The 20,355-nt window shown below is 49.9% G+C and carries 21 protein-coding genes, 1 pseudogene and 1 other annotated feature; of the genes and pseudogenes, 11 read left to right on the top strand and 11 right to left on the bottom strand.

Translation table 11 applies throughout. From position 1 onward, the window contains the following. Positions 1 to 357: 357 nt before the first annotated feature. The 3 genes from clpB to rluD all read right to left on the bottom strand — a co-directional run bounded on the left by clpB (position 358) and on the right by rluD (position 4,769). The gene (gene clpB / locus BEG40_RS18945) at positions 358 to 2,931 is read right to left on the bottom strand and encodes an ATP-dependent chaperone ClpB (protein WP_002431841.1); all 2,574 of its coding nucleotides are present in this window, start codon (positions 2,929 to 2,931) and stop codon (positions 358 to 360) included. A 129-nt stretch (positions 2,932 to 3,060) separates the two neighbouring features. Beyond that, on the bottom strand, positions 3,061 to 3,792 hold the full coding sequence (yfiH, locus tag BEG40_RS18940) for a purine nucleoside phosphorylase YfiH (protein ID WP_105285933.1): 732 nt from the start codon (positions 3,790 to 3,792) through the stop codon (positions 3,061 to 3,063). Continuing rightward, entirely contained in the window at positions 3,789 to 4,769 is a 981-nt protein-coding gene (rluD, locus tag BEG40_RS18935) for a 23S rRNA pseudouridine(1911/1915/1917) synthase RluD (RefSeq protein ID WP_000079112.1), read from the bottom strand. Before rluD ends, yfiH begins: the two co-directional genes overlap by 4 nt. A 134-nt stretch (positions 4,770 to 4,903) precedes the next feature. On the opposite strand from rluD, the gene bamD reads away from it, so the two are divergent. The 4 genes from bamD to pheA all read left to right on the top strand — a co-directional run bounded on the left by bamD (position 4,904) and on the right by pheA (position 7,664). Beyond that, the gene (gene bamD, locus BEG40_RS18930) at positions 4,904 to 5,641 is read left to right on the top strand and encodes an outer membrane protein assembly factor BamD (RefSeq protein WP_000197686.1); all 738 of its coding nucleotides are present in this window, start codon (positions 4,904 to 4,906) and stop codon (positions 5,639 to 5,641) included. 270 nt (positions 5,642 to 5,911) lie between these two features. After that, complete coding sequence (gene raiA / locus BEG40_RS18925) at positions 5,912 to 6,253, top strand: ribosome-associated translation inhibitor RaiA (RefSeq protein ID WP_000178456.1); 342 nt, start codon at positions 5,912 to 5,914, stop codon at positions 6,251 to 6,253. 102 nt (positions 6,254 to 6,355) lie between these two features. Then, positions 6,356 to 6,481: a sequence feature (Phe leader region), on the top strand. After that, complete coding sequence (gene pheL, locus BEG40_RS18920) at positions 6,357 to 6,404, top strand: pheA operon leader peptide PheL (protein WP_001386991.1); 48 nt, start codon at positions 6,357 to 6,359, stop codon at positions 6,402 to 6,404. Its footprint overlaps the feature before it by 48 nt. A gap of 22 nt (positions 6,482 to 6,503) precedes the next feature. Continuing rightward, entirely contained in the window at positions 6,504 to 7,664 is a 1,161-nt protein-coding gene (pheA, locus tag BEG40_RS18915) for a bifunctional chorismate mutase/prephenate dehydratase (RefSeq protein ID WP_000200130.1), read from the top strand. 40 nt (positions 7,665 to 7,704) lie between these two features. Here the strand turns inward: pheA and tyrA are convergent, their stop codons facing one another. Next, positions 7,705 to 8,826, bottom strand: coding sequence for a bifunctional chorismate mutase/prephenate dehydrogenase (tyrA, locus tag BEG40_RS18910; protein WP_000225242.1), 1,122 nt, complete (start codon positions 8,824 to 8,826; stop codon positions 7,705 to 7,707). A 10-nt stretch (positions 8,827 to 8,836) separates the two neighbouring features. Then, positions 8,837 to 9,907, bottom strand: coding sequence for a 3-deoxy-7-phosphoheptulonate synthase AroF (gene aroF / locus BEG40_RS18905; RefSeq protein ID WP_001168056.1), 1,071 nt, complete (start codon positions 9,905 to 9,907; stop codon positions 8,837 to 8,839). A gap of 208 nt (positions 9,908 to 10,115) precedes the next feature. On the opposite strand from aroF, the gene BEG40_RS18900 reads away from it, so the two are divergent. The 4 genes from BEG40_RS18900 (at position 10,116) to BEG40_RS18885 (ending at position 12,865) form a co-directional block, all read left to right on the top strand. Then, entirely contained in the window at positions 10,116 to 10,481 is a 366-nt protein-coding gene (locus BEG40_RS18900; protein WP_105285932.1) for a DUF2799 domain-containing protein, read from the top strand. A 151-nt stretch (positions 10,482 to 10,632) separates the two neighbouring features. Continuing rightward, entirely contained in the window at positions 10,633 to 11,151 is a 519-nt protein-coding gene (gene yfiR / locus BEG40_RS18895; RefSeq protein ID WP_105285931.1) for a regulatory sequestration protein YfiR, read from the top strand. Beyond that, positions 11,144 to 12,367: a diguanylate cyclase DgcN/YfiN gene (dgcN, locus tag BEG40_RS18890; protein WP_105285930.1), complete on the top strand. Its 1,224-nt coding sequence runs from the start codon at positions 11,144 to 11,146 to the stop codon at positions 12,365 to 12,367. The genes yfiR and dgcN overlap by 8 nt, the downstream gene beginning before the upstream one ends. A 15-nt stretch (positions 12,368 to 12,382) precedes the next feature. Next, positions 12,383 to 12,865 (top strand): OmpA family protein, encoded by a 483-nt coding sequence (locus BEG40_RS18885; RefSeq protein WP_000595359.1) that lies wholly within the window; start codon positions 12,383 to 12,385, stop codon positions 12,863 to 12,865. A gap of 76 nt (positions 12,866 to 12,941) precedes the next feature. Here BEG40_RS18885 and rplS read toward each other — a convergent pair whose 3' ends face one another. From rplS to ffh, 5 genes are all read right to left on the bottom strand, one after another. Continuing rightward, positions 12,942 to 13,289, bottom strand: a complete 348-nt coding sequence (rplS, locus tag BEG40_RS18880) for a 50S ribosomal protein L19 (RefSeq protein WP_000065253.1) — start codon at positions 13,287 to 13,289, stop codon at positions 12,942 to 12,944. A gap of 41 nt (positions 13,290 to 13,330) precedes the next feature. Next, positions 13,331 to 14,098: a tRNA (guanosine(37)-N1)-methyltransferase TrmD gene (trmD, locus tag BEG40_RS18875; RefSeq protein ID WP_000264785.1), complete on the bottom strand. Its 768-nt coding sequence runs from the start codon at positions 14,096 to 14,098 to the stop codon at positions 13,331 to 13,333. Positions 14,099 to 14,128: 30 nt separating this feature from the next. Next, the gene (gene rimM, locus BEG40_RS18870) at positions 14,129 to 14,677 is read right to left on the bottom strand and encodes a ribosome maturation factor RimM (RefSeq protein WP_000043335.1); all 549 of its coding nucleotides are present in this window, start codon (positions 14,675 to 14,677) and stop codon (positions 14,129 to 14,131) included. An 18-nt stretch (positions 14,678 to 14,695) separates the two neighbouring features. Further along, positions 14,696 to 14,944: a 30S ribosomal protein S16 gene (rpsP, locus tag BEG40_RS18865; RefSeq protein ID WP_000256450.1), complete on the bottom strand. Its 249-nt coding sequence runs from the start codon at positions 14,942 to 14,944 to the stop codon at positions 14,696 to 14,698. A gap of 136 nt (positions 14,945 to 15,080) precedes the next feature. Continuing rightward, entirely contained in the window at positions 15,081 to 16,442 is a 1,362-nt protein-coding gene (gene ffh / locus BEG40_RS18860) for a signal recognition particle protein (protein WP_000460035.1), read from the bottom strand. Positions 16,443 to 16,608: 166 nt separating this feature from the next. Between ffh and BEG40_RS18855 the strand changes: the two genes are divergently transcribed. Next, the gene (locus BEG40_RS18855; RefSeq protein ID WP_024165125.1) at positions 16,609 to 17,400 is read left to right on the top strand and encodes a cytochrome C assembly family protein; all 792 of its coding nucleotides are present in this window, start codon (positions 16,609 to 16,611) and stop codon (positions 17,398 to 17,400) included. Between the two features lie 19 nt (positions 17,401 to 17,419). Beyond that, positions 17,420 to 18,706 (top strand): annotated as a pseudogene (locus BEG40_RS18850) (HlyC/CorC family transporter). A 54-nt stretch (positions 18,707 to 18,760) separates the two neighbouring features. Here BEG40_RS18850 and grpE read toward each other — a convergent pair. Further along, positions 18,761 to 19,354 (bottom strand): nucleotide exchange factor GrpE, encoded by a 594-nt coding sequence (gene grpE / locus BEG40_RS18845; protein WP_010351929.1) that lies wholly within the window; start codon positions 19,352 to 19,354, stop codon positions 18,761 to 18,763. Positions 19,355 to 19,476: 122 nt separating this feature from the next. Between grpE and nadK the strand changes: the two genes are divergently transcribed. After that, positions 19,477 to 20,355, top strand: a complete 879-nt coding sequence (nadK, locus tag BEG40_RS18835) for an NAD(+) kinase (protein WP_001059169.1) — start codon at positions 19,477 to 19,479, stop codon at positions 20,353 to 20,355.

The following is a 20,355-nucleotide window of genomic DNA, read 5'->3' as shown; positions in this document are numbered from 1 at the left end:
AATCCGTATCTTCGAGTGCCCACACAGATTGTCTGATAAATTGTTAAAGAGCAGTTGCGACGCGGCTTTCAGCTCACTGTCGCGAGGTGGCGTATATTACGCTTTCCTCTTTCAGAGTCAAGCATTTATTTTTGCTTTTCTCTGCCAGGATTCTCAGGAGAATCCCGCTGACCCGGCGGCTTGCTTGCCGTTGTTCCGTGTCAGTGGTGGCGCATTATAGGGAGTTATTCCGGCCTGACAAGCGAAAAATATAAAAACTTTATCGTTCGCTCATTTTTCAGGCAAAACATCTTAAATATAGTCTTTTCCGTCTAACTTATAGACAAAAGCGAGCCCCCAAGGGCTCGCTTTTCTTATTTACTGGACTGCGACAATCCGGTCCTCATTAACTTCCAGGCGGATCACTTTACCCGGAACCAATTCACCAGACAGTATTTGCTGTGCCAGCGGGTTTTCGATTTGCTGCTGGATAGCACGTTTCAGAGGACGTGCACCATAGACCGGATCGTAACCGTTCTCGCTCAGCAGTTTCAGCGCCTCGTCAGAAATGTGGATTTCATAACCACGTTCTTCCAGACGTTTGTACAGACGTTTCAACTGAATCTGCGCAATCGACGCTATGTGCTGTTCACCCAGCGGATGGAAGACCACCACTTCATCGATACGGTTAATGAATTCCGGACGGAAGTTATGGCTTACCACACCGAGCACCAGCTCTTTCATGTGTGCATAATCCAGTTCACCAAAGCGTTCCTGAATCAGATCGGAACCGAGGTTAGAGGTCATAATGACCACCGTATTGCGGAAGTCGACCGTTCTTCCCTGCCCGTCAGTCAGACGCCCATCATCCAGTACCTGCAACAGAATGTTGAAGACATCCGGATGCGCTTTTTCCACTTCATCCAGCAGGATGACGGAATACGGACGACGACGCACCGCTTCGGTCAGGTAGCCACCTTCTTCATAACCGACATATCCCGGAGGCGCACCAACCAGACGAGACACCGAATGTTTCTCCATAAACTCGGACATATCGATACGAACCATCGCCTCGTCGCTATCGAACATAAAGTTCGCCAGCGCCTTACAAAGTTCAGTTTTACCCACACCAGTTGGGCCGAGGAACAGGAATGAACCAATCGGGCGATTTGGATCGGCAAGCCCCGCACGACTACGACGAATCGCGTTAGATACCGCATCAACCGCTTCATTCTGACCAATAACGCGATGGTGCAGTTCTTGCTCCATACGTAGCAGTTTTTCGCGCTCACTTTCCATCATGCGAGAAACCGGAATCCCCGTCCAACGCGCCAGCACTTCAGCAATTTCGGCGTCGGTCACTTTATTACGCAACAGACGCATAGTTTTACCTTCGAGCTGCGTTGCGGCTTCCAGTTGCTTTTCCAGTTCCGGGATTTTGCCGTATTGCAGTTCAGACATCCGCGCCAGGTCACCCACACGGCGAGCCTGTTCAATGGCGATTTTCGCCTGCTCCAGTTCCGCTTTAATAGTCTGCGTACCAGAGAGCGATGCTTTCTCTGCTTTCCACTCTTCTTCTAACTCGGAGTACTGACGTTCTTTGTCGCTCAGTTCTTCGTTGAGCATATCCAGGCGTTTTTTACTGGCTTCATCAGACTCTTTCATTAACGCCTGTTGTTCCAGTTTGAGCTGGATGATACGACGATCGAGTCGGTCGAGTTCTTCCGGTTTTGAGTCTATCTGCATACGAATGCTGGATGCCGCTTCATCGATCAGGTCGATGGCTTTATCCGGCAACTGACGATCAGCAATGTAGCGATGAGACAACGTCGCCGCAGCAACAATTGCCGGGTCAGTAATTTGTACATGGTGGTGCAGTTCGTAACGTTCTTTCAGGCCACGCAGAATAGCAATGGTGTCTTCCACCGTTGGCTCGGCGACAAATACTTTCTGGAAGCGACGTTCCAGCGCAGCATCTTTTTCGATGTACTGGCGATATTCGTCCAGCGTCGTGGCACCCACGCAGTGCAGTTCACCACGAGCCAACGCCGGTTTCAGCATGTTCCCGGCGTCCATTGCGCCATCGGCTTTACCCGCGCCGACCATAGTATGTAATTCGTCGATAAACAGGATGACGTTGCCTTCCTGTTTAGCGAGATCGTTCAGTACGCCTTTTAAACGTTCTTCAAACTCACCGCGATATTTTGCCCCGGCCACCAGCGCGCCCATATCCAGTGCCAGTACGCGGCGGCCTTTCAGCCCTTCCGGCACTTCGCCATTGATAATACGCTGCGCCAGACCTTCAACGATGGCAGTCTTACCAACGCCTGGTTCACCAATCAGTACCGGGTTATTTTTAGTACGACGTTGCAGCACCTGAATGGTACGGCGAATTTCTTCATCACGACCAATCACCGGATCGAGTTTGCCCTGCTCGGCTCGTTCGGTGAGGTCAATGGTGTATTTTTTCAAAGCCTGACGTTGGTCTTCGGCTCCTTGATCGTTCACGCTTTCACCTCCACGCATTTGTTCAATCGCTTGAGTAATGTTGGCGGTGGTCGCCCCTGCTGCTTTCAGGATGTCGGCCAGCGTGCCGCGAGACTCAAGTGCCGCCAGAACGAACAGTTCTGACGAAATAAAATTATCACCACGTTTTTGCGCCAGCTTGTCGCAAAGATTAAGAACGCGCACCAGATCCTGTGAAGGCTGGACATCGCCACCCGTACCTTCAACCTGCGGTAAACGATTTAATGCCTGATTGATATCTGTGCGCAACTGGCCAGCATTAATGCCAGCGGATGTTAATAAAGGGCTAACCGAACCCCCTTCCTGATTCAGCAGGGCGCTCATTAAATGAAGTGGTTCGATGAATTGGTTGTCGTGCCCGAGTGCAAGTGATTGGGCATCGGCAAGAGCAAGCTGGAATTTATTAGTAAGACGATCCAGACGCATAACTCCTCCCATAACGGATCAAAGTTGCTACTGGAGATTAAATGAGGTCATCCCTCAATTATTCAAGGTTATTGACCAGATTAATGTGAAAAGAAAATCACGCGTACCGGATCGTCTTGATTCTTTAGGTTATATCAGCCAAATGAAACTTGCCATACGACCCGTGGTCTTGTCGCGACGATAAGAGAAGAAAGTCTCATTTTCCGTGAATGTACAGCGGTCGCCGCCGAAAATTTGCTCAACACCAACGCTCGCCAGACGCTGGCGGGCAAGCTGATAAATATCCGCCAGATACTTATCACCATGCTGAATAAAAGCTGCACTCGCTTTGGCGTCTACTGCCATAAATGCCTCGCGAACTTCCGCCCCCACTTCAAACGCGCGTGGACCGATTGCTGGCCCTAACCAGGCGAGAATATTTTCTGGATTATCAGCAAAACAGGAAACCGTCTCTTCCAGCACCCCAGCACACAGCCCACGCCAACCAGCATGGGCTGCAGCCACTTCCGTTCCCGCACGATTACAAAACAGCACGGGCAGGCAGTCGGCAGTCATCACAGCACAAACCGTGCCGGGCGTGTTGCTATAAGAGGCATCCGCTCGTTTTGAAGCATAAGGTTCGCCAGTAAGCTTAAGCACATCTTTACCGTGCACCTGCTCAAGCCAAACCGGTTTTGAAGGCAAATTGCCCGCAGCAAAAAGCCGCTTGCGATTCTCCTCAACGTGATCCGGGTTATCGCCACAATGGGCGCCGAGGTTGAGCGAGTCGTAAGGCGGCAAGCTCACGCCGCCGATACGGGTAGAGCTACAAGCCGCAACACCTTTTGGCAGCGGCCACTGCGGGACAATCAGCTTACTCATAACCAGTCAACTTCATCCTTATGCTCTTCGAAATCGGCGCGCATCACCTCAATCAGCTCCACCATATCTTGTGGAATAGGCGCATGCCATTCCATTTCGATGCCGGAGATTGGGTGATAAAGACGCAGCATGGTTGCATGAAGCGCCTGGCGGTCAAACTTACGCAGCGTGGAGATAAATGCTTCCGAAGCCCCTTTTGGCGGACGCGGACGACCACCATAAACCGGATCGCCCACCAGCGGATGGGTGATATGCGCCATATGCACGCGGATCTGGTGCGTACGTCCAGTTTCCAGACGCAACCGCAGACGCGTGTGCACACGGAAGTGTTCCATGATGCGATAGTGAGTCACCGCCGGTTTGCCCATCGGATGCACCGCCATGTGAGTACGTTTGGTCGGGTGGCGGCTGATTGGTTCATCTACTGTACCGCCAGCGGTCATATGACCAATTGCCACCGCTTCATACTCACGAGTAATTTCACGCCTTTGCAAAGATTCGACTAAACGCGTCTGAGCCGGAACGGTTTTTGCCACAACCATCAGACCAGTGGTGTCTTTATCCAGACGATGGACAATGCCCGCACGTGGAACATCAGCAATGGGCGGATAGTAATGAAGCAACGCATTCAATACCGTGCCATCCGGGTTACCCGCACCAGGATGTACCACCAGGTCGCGCGGTTTATTAATGACGATGATATCTTCATCTTCATAGACGATATCCAGCGGGATATCCTGCGGTTCAAAACGTGCTTCTTCTTCAATCTCAGCGTTGATGGCAACCTGCTCGCCACCCAATACTTTTTCTTTCGGCTTATCACAAACTTTGCCGTTAACCAGCACGCGCTGGTCGAGGATCCATTCTTTTATCCGCGAACGTGAATAATCCGGGAACATTTCGGCCAAAGCCTGATCTAAGCGTTGTCCGAGTTGGTTTTCGGACACCGTTGCAGTGAGCTGTACTCGTTGTGCCATATATACTGCTTCTTCGTTTATCGTTGGGGTTTTACGGCTTTGCCGTTTAATATAGTGTGCTATTGTAGCTGGTCTTAACCGGGAGCAGGAACAGAGAATCTCCCGTATTACATTTTGAGGAAAGTCAAAACGTCATGACGCGCATGAAATATCTGGTGGCAGCCGCCACACTAAGCCTGTTTTTGGCGGGTTGCTCGGGGTCAAAGGAAGAAGTACCTGATAATCCGCCAAATGAAATTTACGCGACTGCACAACAAAAGCTGCAGGACGGTAACTGGAGACAGGCAATAACGCAACTGGAAGCGTTAGATAATCGCTATCCGTTTGGTCCGTATTCGCAGCAGGTGCAGTTGGATCTCATCTACGCCTACTATAAAAACGCCGATCTACCGCTAGCACAGGCTGCTATCGATCGTTTTATTCGCCTCAACCCGACTCATCCGAATATCGATTATGTCATGTACATGCGTGGCCTGACCAATATGGCGCTGGATGACAGTGCGCTGCAAGGGTTCTTTGGCGTTGACCGTAGCGATCGCGATCCTCAACATGCACGAGCTGCGTTTAGTGACTTTTCCAAACTGGTGCGCGGCTATCCGAACAGTCAGTACACCACCGATGCCACCAAACGTCTGGTATTCCTGAAAGATCGCCTGGCGAAATATGAATACTCCGTTGCCGAGTACTATACAGAACGTGGCGCATGGGTTGCCGTCGTTAACCGCGTAGAAGGCATGTTGCGCGACTACCCGGATACCCAGGCTACGCGTGATGCGCTGCCGCTGATGGAAAATGCATACCGTCAGATGCAGATGAATGCACAAGCTGAAAAAGTAGCAAAAATCATCGCCGCAAATAGCAGCAATACATAACAGAATTCTGAGACGCAAAACGGCAGCCCTTAAGCTGCCGTTTTTTTATTCTATAACAACCGTGACTGAAGCTATTTAGTCGCGACCGATCTCATCAAATATGGCTCGGTTTGAGACATTCCTCAAGTAAAAAAACACCTCTTCCTGCGATTTCTCACAAAAAAGCTTCGTTGACAAAAAGTGACAAAATTATGAGATTTCCATCACATATTTTGACATCAGGAACGGTATGCTGAATTCACCAAGACGGGAAGACAAGAGGTAAAATTTATGACAATGAACATTACCAGCAAACAAATGGAAATTACTCCGGCCATCCGCCAACATGTCGCAGACCGTCTCGCCAAACTGGAAAAATGGCAAACACATCTGATTAATCCACATATCATTCTGTCCAAAGAGCCACAAGGGTTCGTTGCTGACGCCACAATCAATACACCTAACGGCGTTCTGGTTGCCAGTGGTAAACATGAAGATATGTACACCGCAATTAACGAATTGATCAACAAGCTGGAACGGCAGCTCAATAAACTGCAGCACAAAGGCGAAGCACGTCGTGCCGCAACGTCGGTGAAAGACGCCAACTTCGTCGAAGAAGTTGAAGAAGAGTAGTCCTTTATATTGAGTGTATCGCCAACGCGCCTTCGGGCGCGTTTTTTGTTGACAGCGTGAAAACAGTACAGGTACTGTACTGAAGTCGCTTAAGGAAACAAACATGAAACACACGCCGTTCTTCTTCGCATTCTTTTTTACCTTCCCCTGAATGGGAGGCGTTTCGTCGTGTGAAACAGAATGCGAAGACGAACAATAAGGCCTCCCAAACCGGGGGGCCTTTTTTATTGATAACAAAAAAGGCAACACTATGACATCGGAAAACCCATTACTGGCGCTGCGCGAGAAAATCAGCGCGCTGGATGAAAAATTACTGGCGTTACTGGCAGAGCGGCGCGAACTGGCCGTCGAGGTGGGAAAAGCCAAACTGCTCTCGCATCGCCCGGTACGTGATATTGATCGTGAACGCGATTTACTGGAAAGATTAATTACGCTCGGTAAAGCGCACCATCTGGACGCCCATTACATTACTCGCCTGTTCCAGCTCATCATTGAAGATTCCGTATTAACTCAGCAGGCACTGCTCCAGCAGCATCTCAATAAAATTAATCCACATTCAGCTCGTATTGCTTTTCTCGGCCCTAAAGGTTCCTATTCACACCTTGCCGCACGTCAGTACGCCGCCCGCCATTTCGAACAATTTATTGAAAGCGGTTGCGCAAAATTTGCCGATATTTTTAATCAGGTGGAAACGGGTCAGGCCGACTATGCCGTTGTACCTATTGAAAATACCAGCTCAGGTGCCATAAACGACGTTTACGATCTACTGCAACATACCAGCTTATCGATTGTCGGCGAGATGACGCTGACCATCGACCACTGCCTGCTGGTTTCTGGTACTACAGATTTATCAACCATCACTACAGTCTACAGCCATCCACAGCCGTTCCAGCAATGCAGTAAATTCCTTAATCGTTACCCGCACTGGAAAATTGAATATACCGAAAGTACATCTGCGGCGATGGAAAAGGTTGCACAGGCAAAATCACCGCATATTGCTGCACTGGGGAGCGAGGCCGGCGGCACTTTGTACGGTTTACAGGTACTGGAGCGTATTGAGGCAAACCAGCGGCAAAACTTCACCCGATTTGTGGTGCTGGCACGTAAAGCCATTAATGTGTCTGACCAGGTTCCGGCAAAAACCACGCTGTTAATAGCGACCGGACAACAAGCTGGTGCACTGGTTGAAGCATTGCTGGTACTGCGCAACCATAATCTGATTATGACCCGTCTGGAATCACGCCCGATTCACGGTAATCCGTGGGAAGAGATGTTTTATCTGGATATTCAGGCCAATCTTGAATCAGCGGAAATGCAAAAAGCATTGAAAGAATTAGGTGAAATCACCCGTTCGATGAAGGTATTGGGCTGTTACCCAAGTGAGAACGTAGTGCCTGTTGATCCGGCGTGATGAAATCGTGCCGGGTGATGTCTCCCCCGGCACAAGATGACTACTGGCGACTGTCGTTCGCCTGACGCAATAACACGCGGCTTTCACTCTGAAAACGTTGCGCATAATCGCCAAACCAGTTTTCCACCTTGCGGAAACTGTCGATAAACGCCTGCTTGTCCCCTTTCTCCAGCAGCTCAATTGCCTCGCCAAAACGCTTATAGTAACGCTTGATCAACGCCAGATTACGTTCCGACGACATAATAATATCAGCATATAGTTGCGGATCCTGAGCAAACAGTCGCCCGACCATCGCCAGCTCAAGGCGGTAAATGGGCGAAGAGAGCGCCAGAAGTTGCTCAAGCTGAACATTTTCTTCTGCCAGGTGCAGGCCATAAGCAAAAGTGGCAAAGTGGCGCAGTGCCTGAATAAACGCCATATTCTGATCGTGTTCGACGGCGCTAATCCGATGCAGCCTCGCACCCCAGACCTGAATTTGCTCCAGGAACCATTGATATGCTTCCGGCTGGCGTCCATCGCACCAGACCACCACCTGCTTCGCCAGACTGCCGCTGTCCGGGCCGAACATCGGGTGAAGCCCCAGCACCGGGCCATCATGCGCCGCCAGCATGGCCTGTAACGGTCCATTTTTCACCGATGCCAGATCGACCAGAATACAGTCTTGCGGTAAACGTGGTAATTTGGCGATGACCTGTTCGGTCACATGAATAGGCACACTGACAATCACCATTCCGGCATCGGCAACAATATCAGCCGCTCGTTCCCAGTCATGTTGCTCCAGAATCCGCACCTGATAACCCGAGAGGGTCAGCATCTTCTCGAACAAGCGCCCCATCTGACCGCCACCGCCGACGATAACCACCGGACGCAACGTAGGACAAAGCGTTTTAAACCCTTTGTCGTTCTCACTGGAGTAGGATTCACGCATAACCCGCCGCAGGATATCTTCAATCAGATCCGGCGGCACACCGAGAGCTTCCGCCTCCGCACGACGCGAGGCCAGCATCGATGCCTCGCGCTCCGGAACATAAATAGGCAGTCCAAAGCGACTTTTCACCTCGCCCACTTCAGCAACCAGTTCCAGACGCTTCGCTAATAAATTCAGCAGCTCTTTATCGACTTCATCAATTTGATCGCGTAACGCGGTCAACTCAGCAACCATAATAAACCTCTTAAGCCACGCGTGCCGTCAGCTGCCCGTTCAGATCCTGATGAATCTCACGCAGCAAGGCATCGGTCATTTCCCAGCTAATGCAGGCATCGGTTACGGATACACCGTATTTCATTTCGCTGCGCGGTTGCTCGGAAGACTGATTGCCCTCGTGGATGTTACTTTCGATCATCAGACCAATAATTGAACGATTGCCATCTTTAATCTGGGCAACCACGGACTCTGCCACCGCAGGCTGACGGCGATAATCTTTATTGGAATTACCGTGACTGCAATCTACCATCAGAGACGGACGCAGTCCCGCCTGTTCCATCTCTTTTTCACATTGCGCGACATCTGCAGGGCTGTAGTTCGGCGCTTTACCGCCACGCAGGATCACATGTCCGTCCGGATTCCCCTGAGTTTGTAGCAATGCAACCTGCCCTGCCTGGTTAATACCAACAAAACGGTGTGGCTGGGCGGCAGCGCGCATGGCGTTAATTGCCGTTGCCAGACTGCCGTCGGTGCCGTTTTTAAAACCAACCGGCATAGACAGCCCGGATGCCATTTCACGGTGCGTTTGCGATTCCGTGGTACGAGCACCAATTGCCGACCAGCTAAACAGATCGCCCAGGTATTGCGGGCTATTTGGATCTAACGCTTCTGTCGCCAGCGGCAGCCCCATGCTCACCAGTTCAAGCAGCAATTTACGCGCGATTTGCAGGCCAGCTTCTACGTCAAAAGAGCCATCCATATGAGGATCGTTAATTAACCCTTTCCAGCCGACAGTCGTACGGGGTTTTTCAAAATAGACGCGCATCACCAGATAGAGGCTATCGCTGACCTCTGCGGCAAGAGCTTTAAATCGACGAGCATATTCCAGAGCGGTTTCAGGGTCATGAATGGAGCAAGGCCCACAAACTACCAACAGACGAGGATCGCGCCCGGCGATAATATCTGAAATAGTTTTACGCGAATCAGCAATCTGGGCTTCTTGTTGCTGGCTTAATGGAAAAGCTGCCTTCAACTGTTCCGGGGTCATCAGAACCTGTTCGTCGGTAATGTGTACGTTATTCAGCGCGTCTTTTTGCATGATGGCGATCCTGTTTATGCTCGTTTGCGATAGTTGATCCTCAACGAGGATGACGTAACGATAACACAACAAGTAAAGATTTCAATCCATATTTAGTAAATATTACTTTACACATGCAATTTTAATAAGCTATAAGCCTCCAAATTCGTATAAATAAATTTACACCCTCATTAAAAACAATCCGCTATGCTTTGAAAAAGGAGAGAAAATGATGAAAAAATTTATCGGTCCCTTGTTGGCTTTAGTGGTTTGTGGTTGCCAGATTGATCCTTATACTCACGCGCCAAACTTAACCAGCACCGACTGGTATGATGTTGGTATGGAAGATGCAATATCAGGTATTGCCATAAAAGATCGCGATACATTTAGCGATTCACAGGCTGATCGGGAGGTATACCTTAAAGGATATGCCGAAGGACAAAAGAAAACCTGCCAAACCGACTTTACTTATGCCCGAGGGCTTTCCGGTAAAAGTTTCCCTGCCAGCTGCAACAATGTTGAAAATGCCAACCAACTACATGAAGTATGGCAAAAAGGAGCAGAGGAAAATGCCAGCACGATGCGATTAAATTAACCGGAGCGCCATCAACAAATTAATCATAAGATTTAACTCATTCAAACTTTAATTCTCATCGTGATGACGCCCGCATAAAAGAATGATATTTTAATGAGTATTCTGAAAAAATTATCGATGCATTTCGAGCGACGGTGGTGAGGATCCCTGAATGCGTTTTTCTCACCGGCTGTTTTTACTGCTGATTTCCCTCCTGCCGAGCGCACCATTACTTGCTCAGGAAACCACTGACGCTGCGAAAAATGTGCGCCTGATGGTTTCCGGTATTGTCAGCTACACTCGCTGGCCAGCGTTATCTGGCCCGCCAAAGCTATGTATTTTTTCATCTTCACGTTTTAGTACCGCCCTGCAAGATAATGGCGCGACTTCTTTACCTTATCTGCCCGTCATCATTCACAGCAAACAAGAAGCACTGATTTCAGACTGCAATGGTTTTTATTTTGGCAACGAATCACCGACATTCCAGATGGAATTAATCAAACAATATCCGTCTAAGGCGTTATTATTAATTGCCGAACAAAATGCAGAGTGCATTATTGGCAGCGCCTTTTGTCTGATCATCAACAATAATGATGTCAGATTTGCCGTAAACCTGGATGCCTTATCGCGTAGTGGTGTAAAGGTCAACCCGGATGTCTTAATGCTCGCTCGGAAGAAAAAAGATGGATAACGATAATTCTCTTAATAAGCGACCAACGTTTAAAAGAGCATTACGCAACATCAGCATGACCAGCATCTTTATCACCATGACGCTGATCTGGCTGCTGCTTTCCGTGACGTCGGTACTGACCCTGAAACAATATACGCAAAAAAATCTGGCGCTCACCGCAGCAACCATGACTTATAGTCTGGAAGCAGCGGTCGTTTTTGCCGATGGTCCGGCAGCGACAGAAACCCTGGCCGCGCTGGGGCAGCAAGGTCAATTTTCAACCGCTGAAGTACGTGATAATCAGCAAAATATCATTGCATCCTGGCACTACACAGCCAGAGAACCGGGAGATAGATTCAGTAATTTCATTAGCCACTGGCTCTTTCCCGCACCGGTAATTCAGCCCATTCGCCACAATGGAAAAATCATCGGCGAAGTCCATTTAACCGCTCGCGACAGTTCAATTAGCCATTTCATCTGGTTTTCACTCGCTGTGCTTACCGGTTGTATTCTGCTGGCATCAGGCATTGCAATCACCCTCACCCGCCATTTGCATAACGGACTGGTGGAGGCGCTAAAAAACATTACTGATGTAGTTCATGATGTGCGATCTAACCGCAATTTTTCCCGGCGAGTTTCGGAAGAGCGTATCGCAGAGTTTCACCGCTTTGCCCTCGACTTCAATAGTCTGCTGGATGAAATGGAAGAGTGGCAGCTTCGTTTACAGGCAAAAAATGCGCAACTCTTACGTACTGCCCTGCATGATCCGTTAACCGGCCTGGCTAACCGTGCAGCATTCCGCAACTGCATCAATACGTTAATGAGTGATTCTGCCGTTCGGGAAACCTCAGCTTTACTTTTTCTTGATGGCGATAATTTTAAATATATCAATGACACATGGGGTCACGCGACGGGCGATCAGGTCTTGATCGAGATAGCAACACGGTTAATGGAATTTAGCGGGAAACGGCATCAAGCGTACCGTATAGGAGGCGATGAGTTCGCCATGATTCTGTATGGCGTACTGTCAGAATATGAAGTACAGCGTATCTGTACAGCTCTCACACAAACCTTTCATCGCCCATTCGATCTCCATAACGGTCACCAGACCAGTATGACCTTAAGTATTGGATATGCTCTGACTCGCGAACACGCTTCTGCGGAAAAATTACAAGAGCTTGCCGATCGTAATATGTATCAGGCCAAACATCAGCGCGCCGAAAAGCTGGTGAAATAACAAGGAAATATCTACATGATAAAGCAACTGGTAGCACCTCTGGTTTTCTCCACTCTGATACTGGCTGGTTGCCAGACTCCACAAGGCAAATTCACCCCAGAGCAAGTCGCTGCTATGCAGTCTTATGGTTTTACTGAATCTGCAGGTGACTGGTCGCTTGGCTTATCCGACACTATTTTGTTTGCTAAAAATGACTACAAACTGCTTCCGGAAAGTCAGCAACAAATCCAGACCATGGCGGCAAAACTGACCTCTACCGGGCTAACACACGCCCGTATGGATGGTCACACCGATAACTATGGTGAAGATAGCTACAACGAAGCCTTATCACTGAAGCGAGCGAATGTCGTCGCCGATGCCTGGGCTGAGGGCGGGCAAATTCCGCGTAGCAATCTCACCACTCAAGGTTTAGGGAAAAAATATCCTATAGCCAGCAACAAGACAGCACAGGGCCGGGCTGAAAACCGCCGCGTTGCGGTGGTGATTAGTGCGCCTTAAATACAATTTCAGTAGATAAAAAAAGGGCCAGCCAATTGGCCAGCCCTTCTTAACAGGATGTCGCTTAAGCGAAATCTTAGTTGAGGCGCTCTTTGATACGAGCAGCCTTACCAGTACGCTCACGCAGGTAGTACAGTTTAGCTTTACGAACAGCACCACGACGTTTGACAGAAATGCTGTCAACTACCGGAGAGTGAGTCTGGAAGACACGCTCAACGCCTTCGCCGTTGGAAATTTTACGAACAGTGAATGCAGAGTGCAGACCGCGGTTACGAATAGCGATAACCACGCCCTCGAATGCCTGCAGACGTTTTTTGGAACCTTCAACAACCCATACTTTCACTTCCACGGTATCACCCGGACGGAAGGAAGGTACGTCCTGCTTCATCTGCTCTTGTTCAAGTTGCTTAATAATGTTGCTCATAATTTAATCTCTTATCCTGGGTAAACTGATATTTCGGGGGCTTACGCCATCCCATCATGTTTATGTTGCTGTTGTGCGTGTTCCGTTTTGAACTCCGCCAGCAACCTTGCTTGCTCTTCAGTCAGAGCCAGGTTTTCCAGAAGTTCAGGTCTTCTAAGCCAGGTACGACCCAGCGACTGTTTCAAACGCCAGCGACGTATCTCGGCATGGTTGCCCGACAGTAACACTGACGGAACTTCCATCCCTTCTAACACCTCAGGCCGCGTATAGTGCGGGCAATCCAGCAATCCTTCAGCAAAGGAATCTTCCGTTGCTGATGCTTCGTGACCCAGTACGCCCGGAATAAACCGGGAAACGGAGTCAATCAGCGTCATTGCTGGTAACTCACCACCGCTGAGAACGTAATCGCCGATTGACCATTCTTCGTCAATTTCGGTTTGGATCACGCGCTCATCTATACCTTCGTAGCGACCGCACACCAGAATCAATTTTTGATTCGTTGCCAGTTCGCTGACGCCCGCTTGATCAAGCTTGCGCCCCTGCGGTGACAGATAGATCACCTTAGCGCCTTCACCCGCCGCGCTTTTTGCTGCATGAATGGCGTCCCGTAAAGGTTGCACCATCATTAACATCCCCGGTCCGCCGCCGTAAGGACGATCGTCCACGGTACGGTGCCGGTCATGCGTGAAGTCACGTGGACTCCAGCTCTGGATGCTCAGCAGGCCATTTTTCACTGCCCGGCCAGTTACCCCGTAATCGGTAATTGCGCGGAACATTTCAGGAAACAGGCTAATTATGCCAATCCACATAGCGCCGTCTTTTACCGTTTATCCGGTGGTTTAAAAACCAGGATCCCAATCTACTTCGATTGAACGAGTAGTGAGATCGACTTTCTTGATAACCTGCCCATCGAGGAACGGTACGAGACGTTCCTTGATGCCAAACGCATCTTTCAGGTTTGCCTTAATGACGAGAACGTCATTAGATCCGGTTTCCATCATGTCGACGACTTTACCGAGATCGTAGCCTTCAGTGGTCACTACCTGGCAGCCCATCAGGTCTTTCCAGTAGTAGTCACCCTCTTCAAGCTGGGGCAGCTGCGATGAATCCACGACAATTTCACAATTCGTCAGCAGGTTCGCCGCATCACGATCGTCAACACCTTTCAGCTTGATGATCATGTCCTGATTGTGGTGCTTCCAGCTTTCCAGCTGGACTTGCTGCCACTGACCCGCTTTCTGGATAAACCAGGGCTGATAGTCAAAAATGCTTTCGGCGTCTTCGGTGGAAGAAAACACTCTGAGCCACCCACGAATACCGTAAGACGAACCCATTTTTCCCAAAACGATGGGATCAACAGGTGCTTGCGCGGTGAGTTGTTTGCTCATCATGACCACCGTGACAGATTAAGCTGCTTTGTTTACTTCTTTGATCAGCGCAGCAACGCGATCAGAAATAGTTGCGCCCTGGCCAACCCAGTGAGCGATGCGATCCAGATCCAGGCGAGTGCCTTCTTCTTTTTCGCTAGCGATTGGGTTGAAGAAACCAACGCGCTCGATGAAGCGACCGTTGCGTGCATTACGGCTGTCAGCGACAACAACCTGGTAGAACGGACGCTTTTTAGCGCCGTGACGTGCTAAACGAATAGTTACCATAACATCCTCTTGTGTGAATAAAACAACCGGACCCCATCGAGGAACGGAGTCCGGTGTCATATTAAAAGCCCGAAAATTTTACTGATTTCTGGAGAAAATGCAATCAGCAGTTAATAACTCTGTCGCATAAGGTCATTTAGCGACCAGGAAATCCCGGCGGCATCATCCCTTTCATGCTTCTCATCATCTTCGCCATTCCGCCCTTCTTCATTTTCTTCATCATGCGCTGCATGTCGTCGAACTGCTTCAGAAGACGGTTAACGTCCTGTACCTGCATACCGCAACCGGCAGCGATACGGCGTTTACGCGAACCTTTGATGATTTCTGGCTTAGCGCGCTCTTTCATCGTCATCGAGTTGATGATGGCTTCCATACGCACCAGCACTTTATCGTCCATTTGCGATTTCACGTTATCCGGGATCTGCCCCATGCCCGGCAGCTTGCCCATCAGGCTAGCCATGCCGCCCATATTTTTCATCTGGCGCAGCTGCTCAAGGAAATCGTTAAGATCGAAGCCGTCGCCTTTTTTCAGCTTGCTGGCTAACTTCTCTGCCTGCGCGCGGTCAACTTTACTTTCGATATCTTCGATCAACGACAGAACATCGCCCATGCCGAGAATACGGGAAGCGATACGGTCCGGGTGGAACGGTTCCAGCGCCTCTGTTTTCTCGCCAACACCGAGGAACTTGATAGGCTTGCCGGTAATATGGCGAATAGAAAGCGCCGCACCGCCACGCGCATCGCCGTCCACTTTGGTCAACACTACGCCGGTAAGCGGTAACGCTTCATTGAATGCTTTCGCCGTATTGGCGGCATCCTGACCGGTCATGGCATCAACCACAAACAGGGTTTCAACCGGATTAATCGACGCGTGGACTTGTTTGATCTCGTCCATCATCGCTTCGTCAACGTGCAGACGACCGGCGGTATCCACCAGCAGCACGTCGTAGAATTTCAGCTTAGCTTCTTTCAGCGCCGCGTTAACGATATCAACCGGCTTCTGACCAACATCTGAAGGGAAGAAATCGACGCCTACCTGTTCAGCCAGCGTCTCAAGCTGTTTGATTGCCGCCGGGCGATAAACGTCGGCAGAAACCACCAGCACTTTCTTCTTGTGCTTCTCGCGCAGGAACTTACCGAGTTTACCCACGCTGGTTGTTTTACCGGCACCTTGCAGGCCCGCCATCAGCACCACCGCAGGCGGTTGCGCAGCCAGGTTCAGGGTCTGGTTCTCTTCGCCCATCGCCGCAACCAACTCGTTACGGACGATTTTGACGAACTCCTGCCCCGGCGTCAGGCTTTTATTAACTTCATGACCAACCGCTTTCTCTTTTACGCGATTGATAAACTCACGCACTACCGGCAGAGCGACGTCCGCCTCCAGCAGCGCCATGCGCACTTCGCGCAGCGTATCTTTAACGTTGTCTTCAGTAAGGCGTCCACGGCCACTGATATTGCGCAGCGTGCGCGACAAACGATCGGTTAAATTATCAAACATTGTCTCTCGCCTGGGGTGGAAACGGTTGGCCGCAATCGCGACACATCATCTGTATTTTGCCGCAGTATAACATGAAGGCGTCTTTGTTGTTATGCAACGGTTGGAGCAGCGTTCACCTGACGCTATACTGCTTTTCTTTCTCATTGCTCAAACTGTCGACATCACTATGCCCGTTTTTGCTCTGCTCGCGCTCGTCGCCTACTCCGTCAGTCTCGCGCTGATTGTTCCCGGTCTGCTGCAAAAAAACGGCGGCTGGCGGCGAATGGCTATTATTTCTGCGGTCATCGCGCTGGTCTGCCACGCTATCGCTCTTGAAGCCCGCATTTTGCCAGGCGGCGATAGCGGACAAAACCTTAGCCTGTTGAATGTCGGTTCGCTGGTCAGCCTGATGATTTGTACGGTAATGACCATCGTGGCCTCACGTAACCGTGGTTGGCTGCTGTTGCCGATTGTTTATGCCTTTGCGCTCATCAATCTGGCGCTGGCGACCTTCATGCCCAATGAATACATCACCCATCTGGAAGCGACGCCAGGAATGCTGGTGCACATTGGCTTATCGCTCTTTTCCTATGCCACGCTGATTATTGCGGCCCTGTACGCGTTGCAACTGGCATGGATTGATTACCAACTGAAGAACAAGAAGCTGGCGTTTAATCAGGAAATGCCTCCGCTGATGAGTATTGAGCGTAAAATGTTCCACATCACGCAAATTGGCGTGGTGCTGTTAACGCTCACTCTTTGTACCGGCCTGTTCTACATGCACAACTTATTTAGCATGGAAAATATCGACAAGGCTGTGCTCTCTATCGTGGCGTGGTTTGTCTATATTGTGCTGCTGTGGGGGCATTATCATGAAGGATGGCGTGGACGCCGCGTCGTCTGGTTTAACGTCGCGGGTGCGGTCATTCTGACACTGGCCTACTTCGGCAGCCGAATTGTCCAGCAGTTAATCAGCTAAACCAGAAAAGGAGTTTCCCCTGGAACACATATCTACTACCACGTTGATCATAATTCTGATCATCATGGTGGTCATTTCAGCCTATTTTTCCGGCTCCGAAACCGGAATGATGACACTCAACCGCTATCGCCTGCGGCACATGGCGAAGCAGGGTAATCGTTCGGCTAAACGGGTCGAAAAATTACTGCGCAAACCAGACCGCCTGATAAGCCTGGTATTAATCGGCAATAACCTGGTCAATATTCTCGCTTCCGCACTGGGCACCATTGTCGGGATGCGTTTGTATGGCGATGCAGGTGTAGCAATTGCGACCGGCGTGCTGACCTTCGTGGTGCTGGTTTTTGCCGAAGTATTGCCGAAAACTATCGCCGCGCTGTACCCGGAAAAAGTCGCCTATCCGAGTAGTTTTCTGTTAGCACCGCTGCAAATTTTGATGATGCCGCTGGTATGGTTACTGAACGCTATCACCCGCATGTTAATGCGCATGATGGGCATCAAAACTGATATCGTGGTCAGCGGCTCTTTAAGCAAAGAAGAGTTGCGTACCATTGTGCACGAATCACGTTCACAAATTTCTCGCCGCAATCAGGATATGCTGCTGTCGGTACTCGATCTGGAAAAAATGACCGTCGATGACATCATGGTGCCGCGCAGTTAAATTATCGGCATCGATATCAACGATGACTGGAAATCGATTCTCCGCCAGCTCTCCCACTCTCCTCACGGGCGCATAGTGCTGTACCGCGACTCGCTGGACGACGCCATCAGCATGTTGCGTGTGCGTGAAGCCTGGCGGCTCATGTCGGAGAAAAAAGAGTTCACCAAAGAAACCATGCTACGCGCTGCGGACGAAATCTATTTTGTGCCGGAAGGTACGCCGCTCAGTACACAATTAGTTAAATTTCAACGCAATAAAAAGAAAGTCGGCCTGGTGGTCAACGAATACGGCGATATTCAGGGACTGGTGACGGTTGAAGATATTCTGGAAGAGATTGTCGGTGATTTCACCACGTCGATGTCGCCAACGCTTGCTGAAGAAGTGACGCCGCAAAACGACGGTTCGGTGATTATTGATGGCACAGCCAACGTGCGAGAAATCAACAAAGCCTTTAACTGGCATCTGCCAGAAGATGATGCTCGCACGGTTAATGGCGTCATTCTGGAAGCACTGGAAGAGATTCCTGTCGCAGGCACTCGCGTGCGTATTGGCGAGTACGATATCGATATTCTCGACGTACAGGACAATATGATTAAGCAGGTAAAAGTTTTTCCTGTGAAACCGCTGCGCGAGAGTGTGGCGGAGTAACGAAAACGGCCCGGCATTCTCATGCCGGGCCGTAATTTATTACGAAAACAGTAATTAAGCTTTTGCTTTCGCTACAGTAACCATCGCCGCGCGAATCGTACGACCGTTCAGCGTATAACCTTTCTGCATAATGCCCAGTACGTTACCCGGCGCAACGTCGTCAGATTCCACCATTGCGATAGCCTGATGCACGTTCGGATCCAGCGGTACATTCGTTTCGGCAATCACATCAACGCCAAACTTACGTACTACATCCAGCATCGACTTCAGCGTCAGCTCAATACCTTCAACCATCGCAGACATATCCGGGTTAGCTTTATCAGCCACTTCCAGCGCGCGATCCAGACTATCAATCACCGGCAGCAATTCGTTGATGAATTTTTCCAGCGCGAATTTATGCGCTTTTTCGATATCCAGTTCAGTACGACGACGCAGGTTTTCCATTTCCGCTTTTACGCGCAAAATGCCATCACGTTCACGGGTCTGGGCCTCAGCCAACTGAGCTTCGAGATTCGCAATTTTTTCATCGCGCGGATCCACCTGCTCAGCAGAAGCGTCTGGCTCAACTGCCTCAATCTCTTCGTGCTGATCCATGATAATTTCTTCCGGGGCTTGCCCCTCAGGCGTTTTCTGTTCTTTACTACTCATGAATTTCTCCGCGTTTTTTTCGCATTCATCTCGCTAACTTCGCTTATTATGGGGATCAGTTTCAGGGTTTCAAGGGAAGCACTCACATTGTCATCAATCTTCGCAACAAGGACCTCGGAAAAATGAATAATCATTTCAAGTGTATTGGCATTGTGGGACACCCACGGCACCCTACTGCATTGACAACACATGAAATGCTCTACCGCTGGCTGTGCACAAAAGGTTACGAGGTCATCGTCGAGCAGCAAATCGCTCACGAACTACAACTGAAGAATGTGAAAACTGGCACGCTCGCGGAGATTGGGCAACTGGCTGATCTCGCGGTAGTCGTTGGTGGCGACGGTAATATGCTGGGCGCAGCGCGCACACTCGCGCGCTACGACATTAAAGTCATCGGCATCAACCGTGGTAACCTGGGTTTCCTGACCGACCTTGATCCCGATAACGCCCAGCAACAATTAGCCGATGTGCTGGAAGGTCATTACATCAGCGAGAAACGTTTTTTGCTGGAAGCGCAGGTCTGCCAGCAAGATTGCCAGAAACGCATCAGCACCGCGATTAATGAAGTGGTACTACATCCTGGCAAAGTGGCGCATATGATTGAGTTCGAAGTGTACATCGACGAGATCTTTGCGTTTTCTCAGCGTTCCGATGGACTGATTATTTCGACGCCTACAGGCTCTACCGCCTATTCTCTGTCGGCGGGTGGCCCGATTCTGACACCCTCTCTGGATGCGATTACCCTGGTGCCCATGTTTCCGCATACGCTGTCAGCGCGACCACTGGTCATAAACAGCAGCAGCACGATCCGCCTGCGTTTTTCGCATCGCCGTAACGACCTGGAAATCAGTTGCGACAGTCAAATAGCACTGCCGATTCAGGAAGGTGAAGATGTCCTGATTCGGCGCTGTGATTACCATCTGAATCTGATTCATCCGAAAGATTACAGCTATTTCAACACATTAAGTACCAAGCTCGGCTGGTCAAAAAAATTATTCTAA

Source organism: Escherichia sp. MOD1-EC5495 (assembly GCF_002965965.1).
GTDB lineage: Bacteria > Pseudomonadota > Gammaproteobacteria > Enterobacterales > Enterobacteriaceae > Escherichia > Escherichia ruysiae.
Note: the sequence above shows the minus strand (reverse complement) of the source record. Positions and strands in the feature narration are given on the sequence as shown.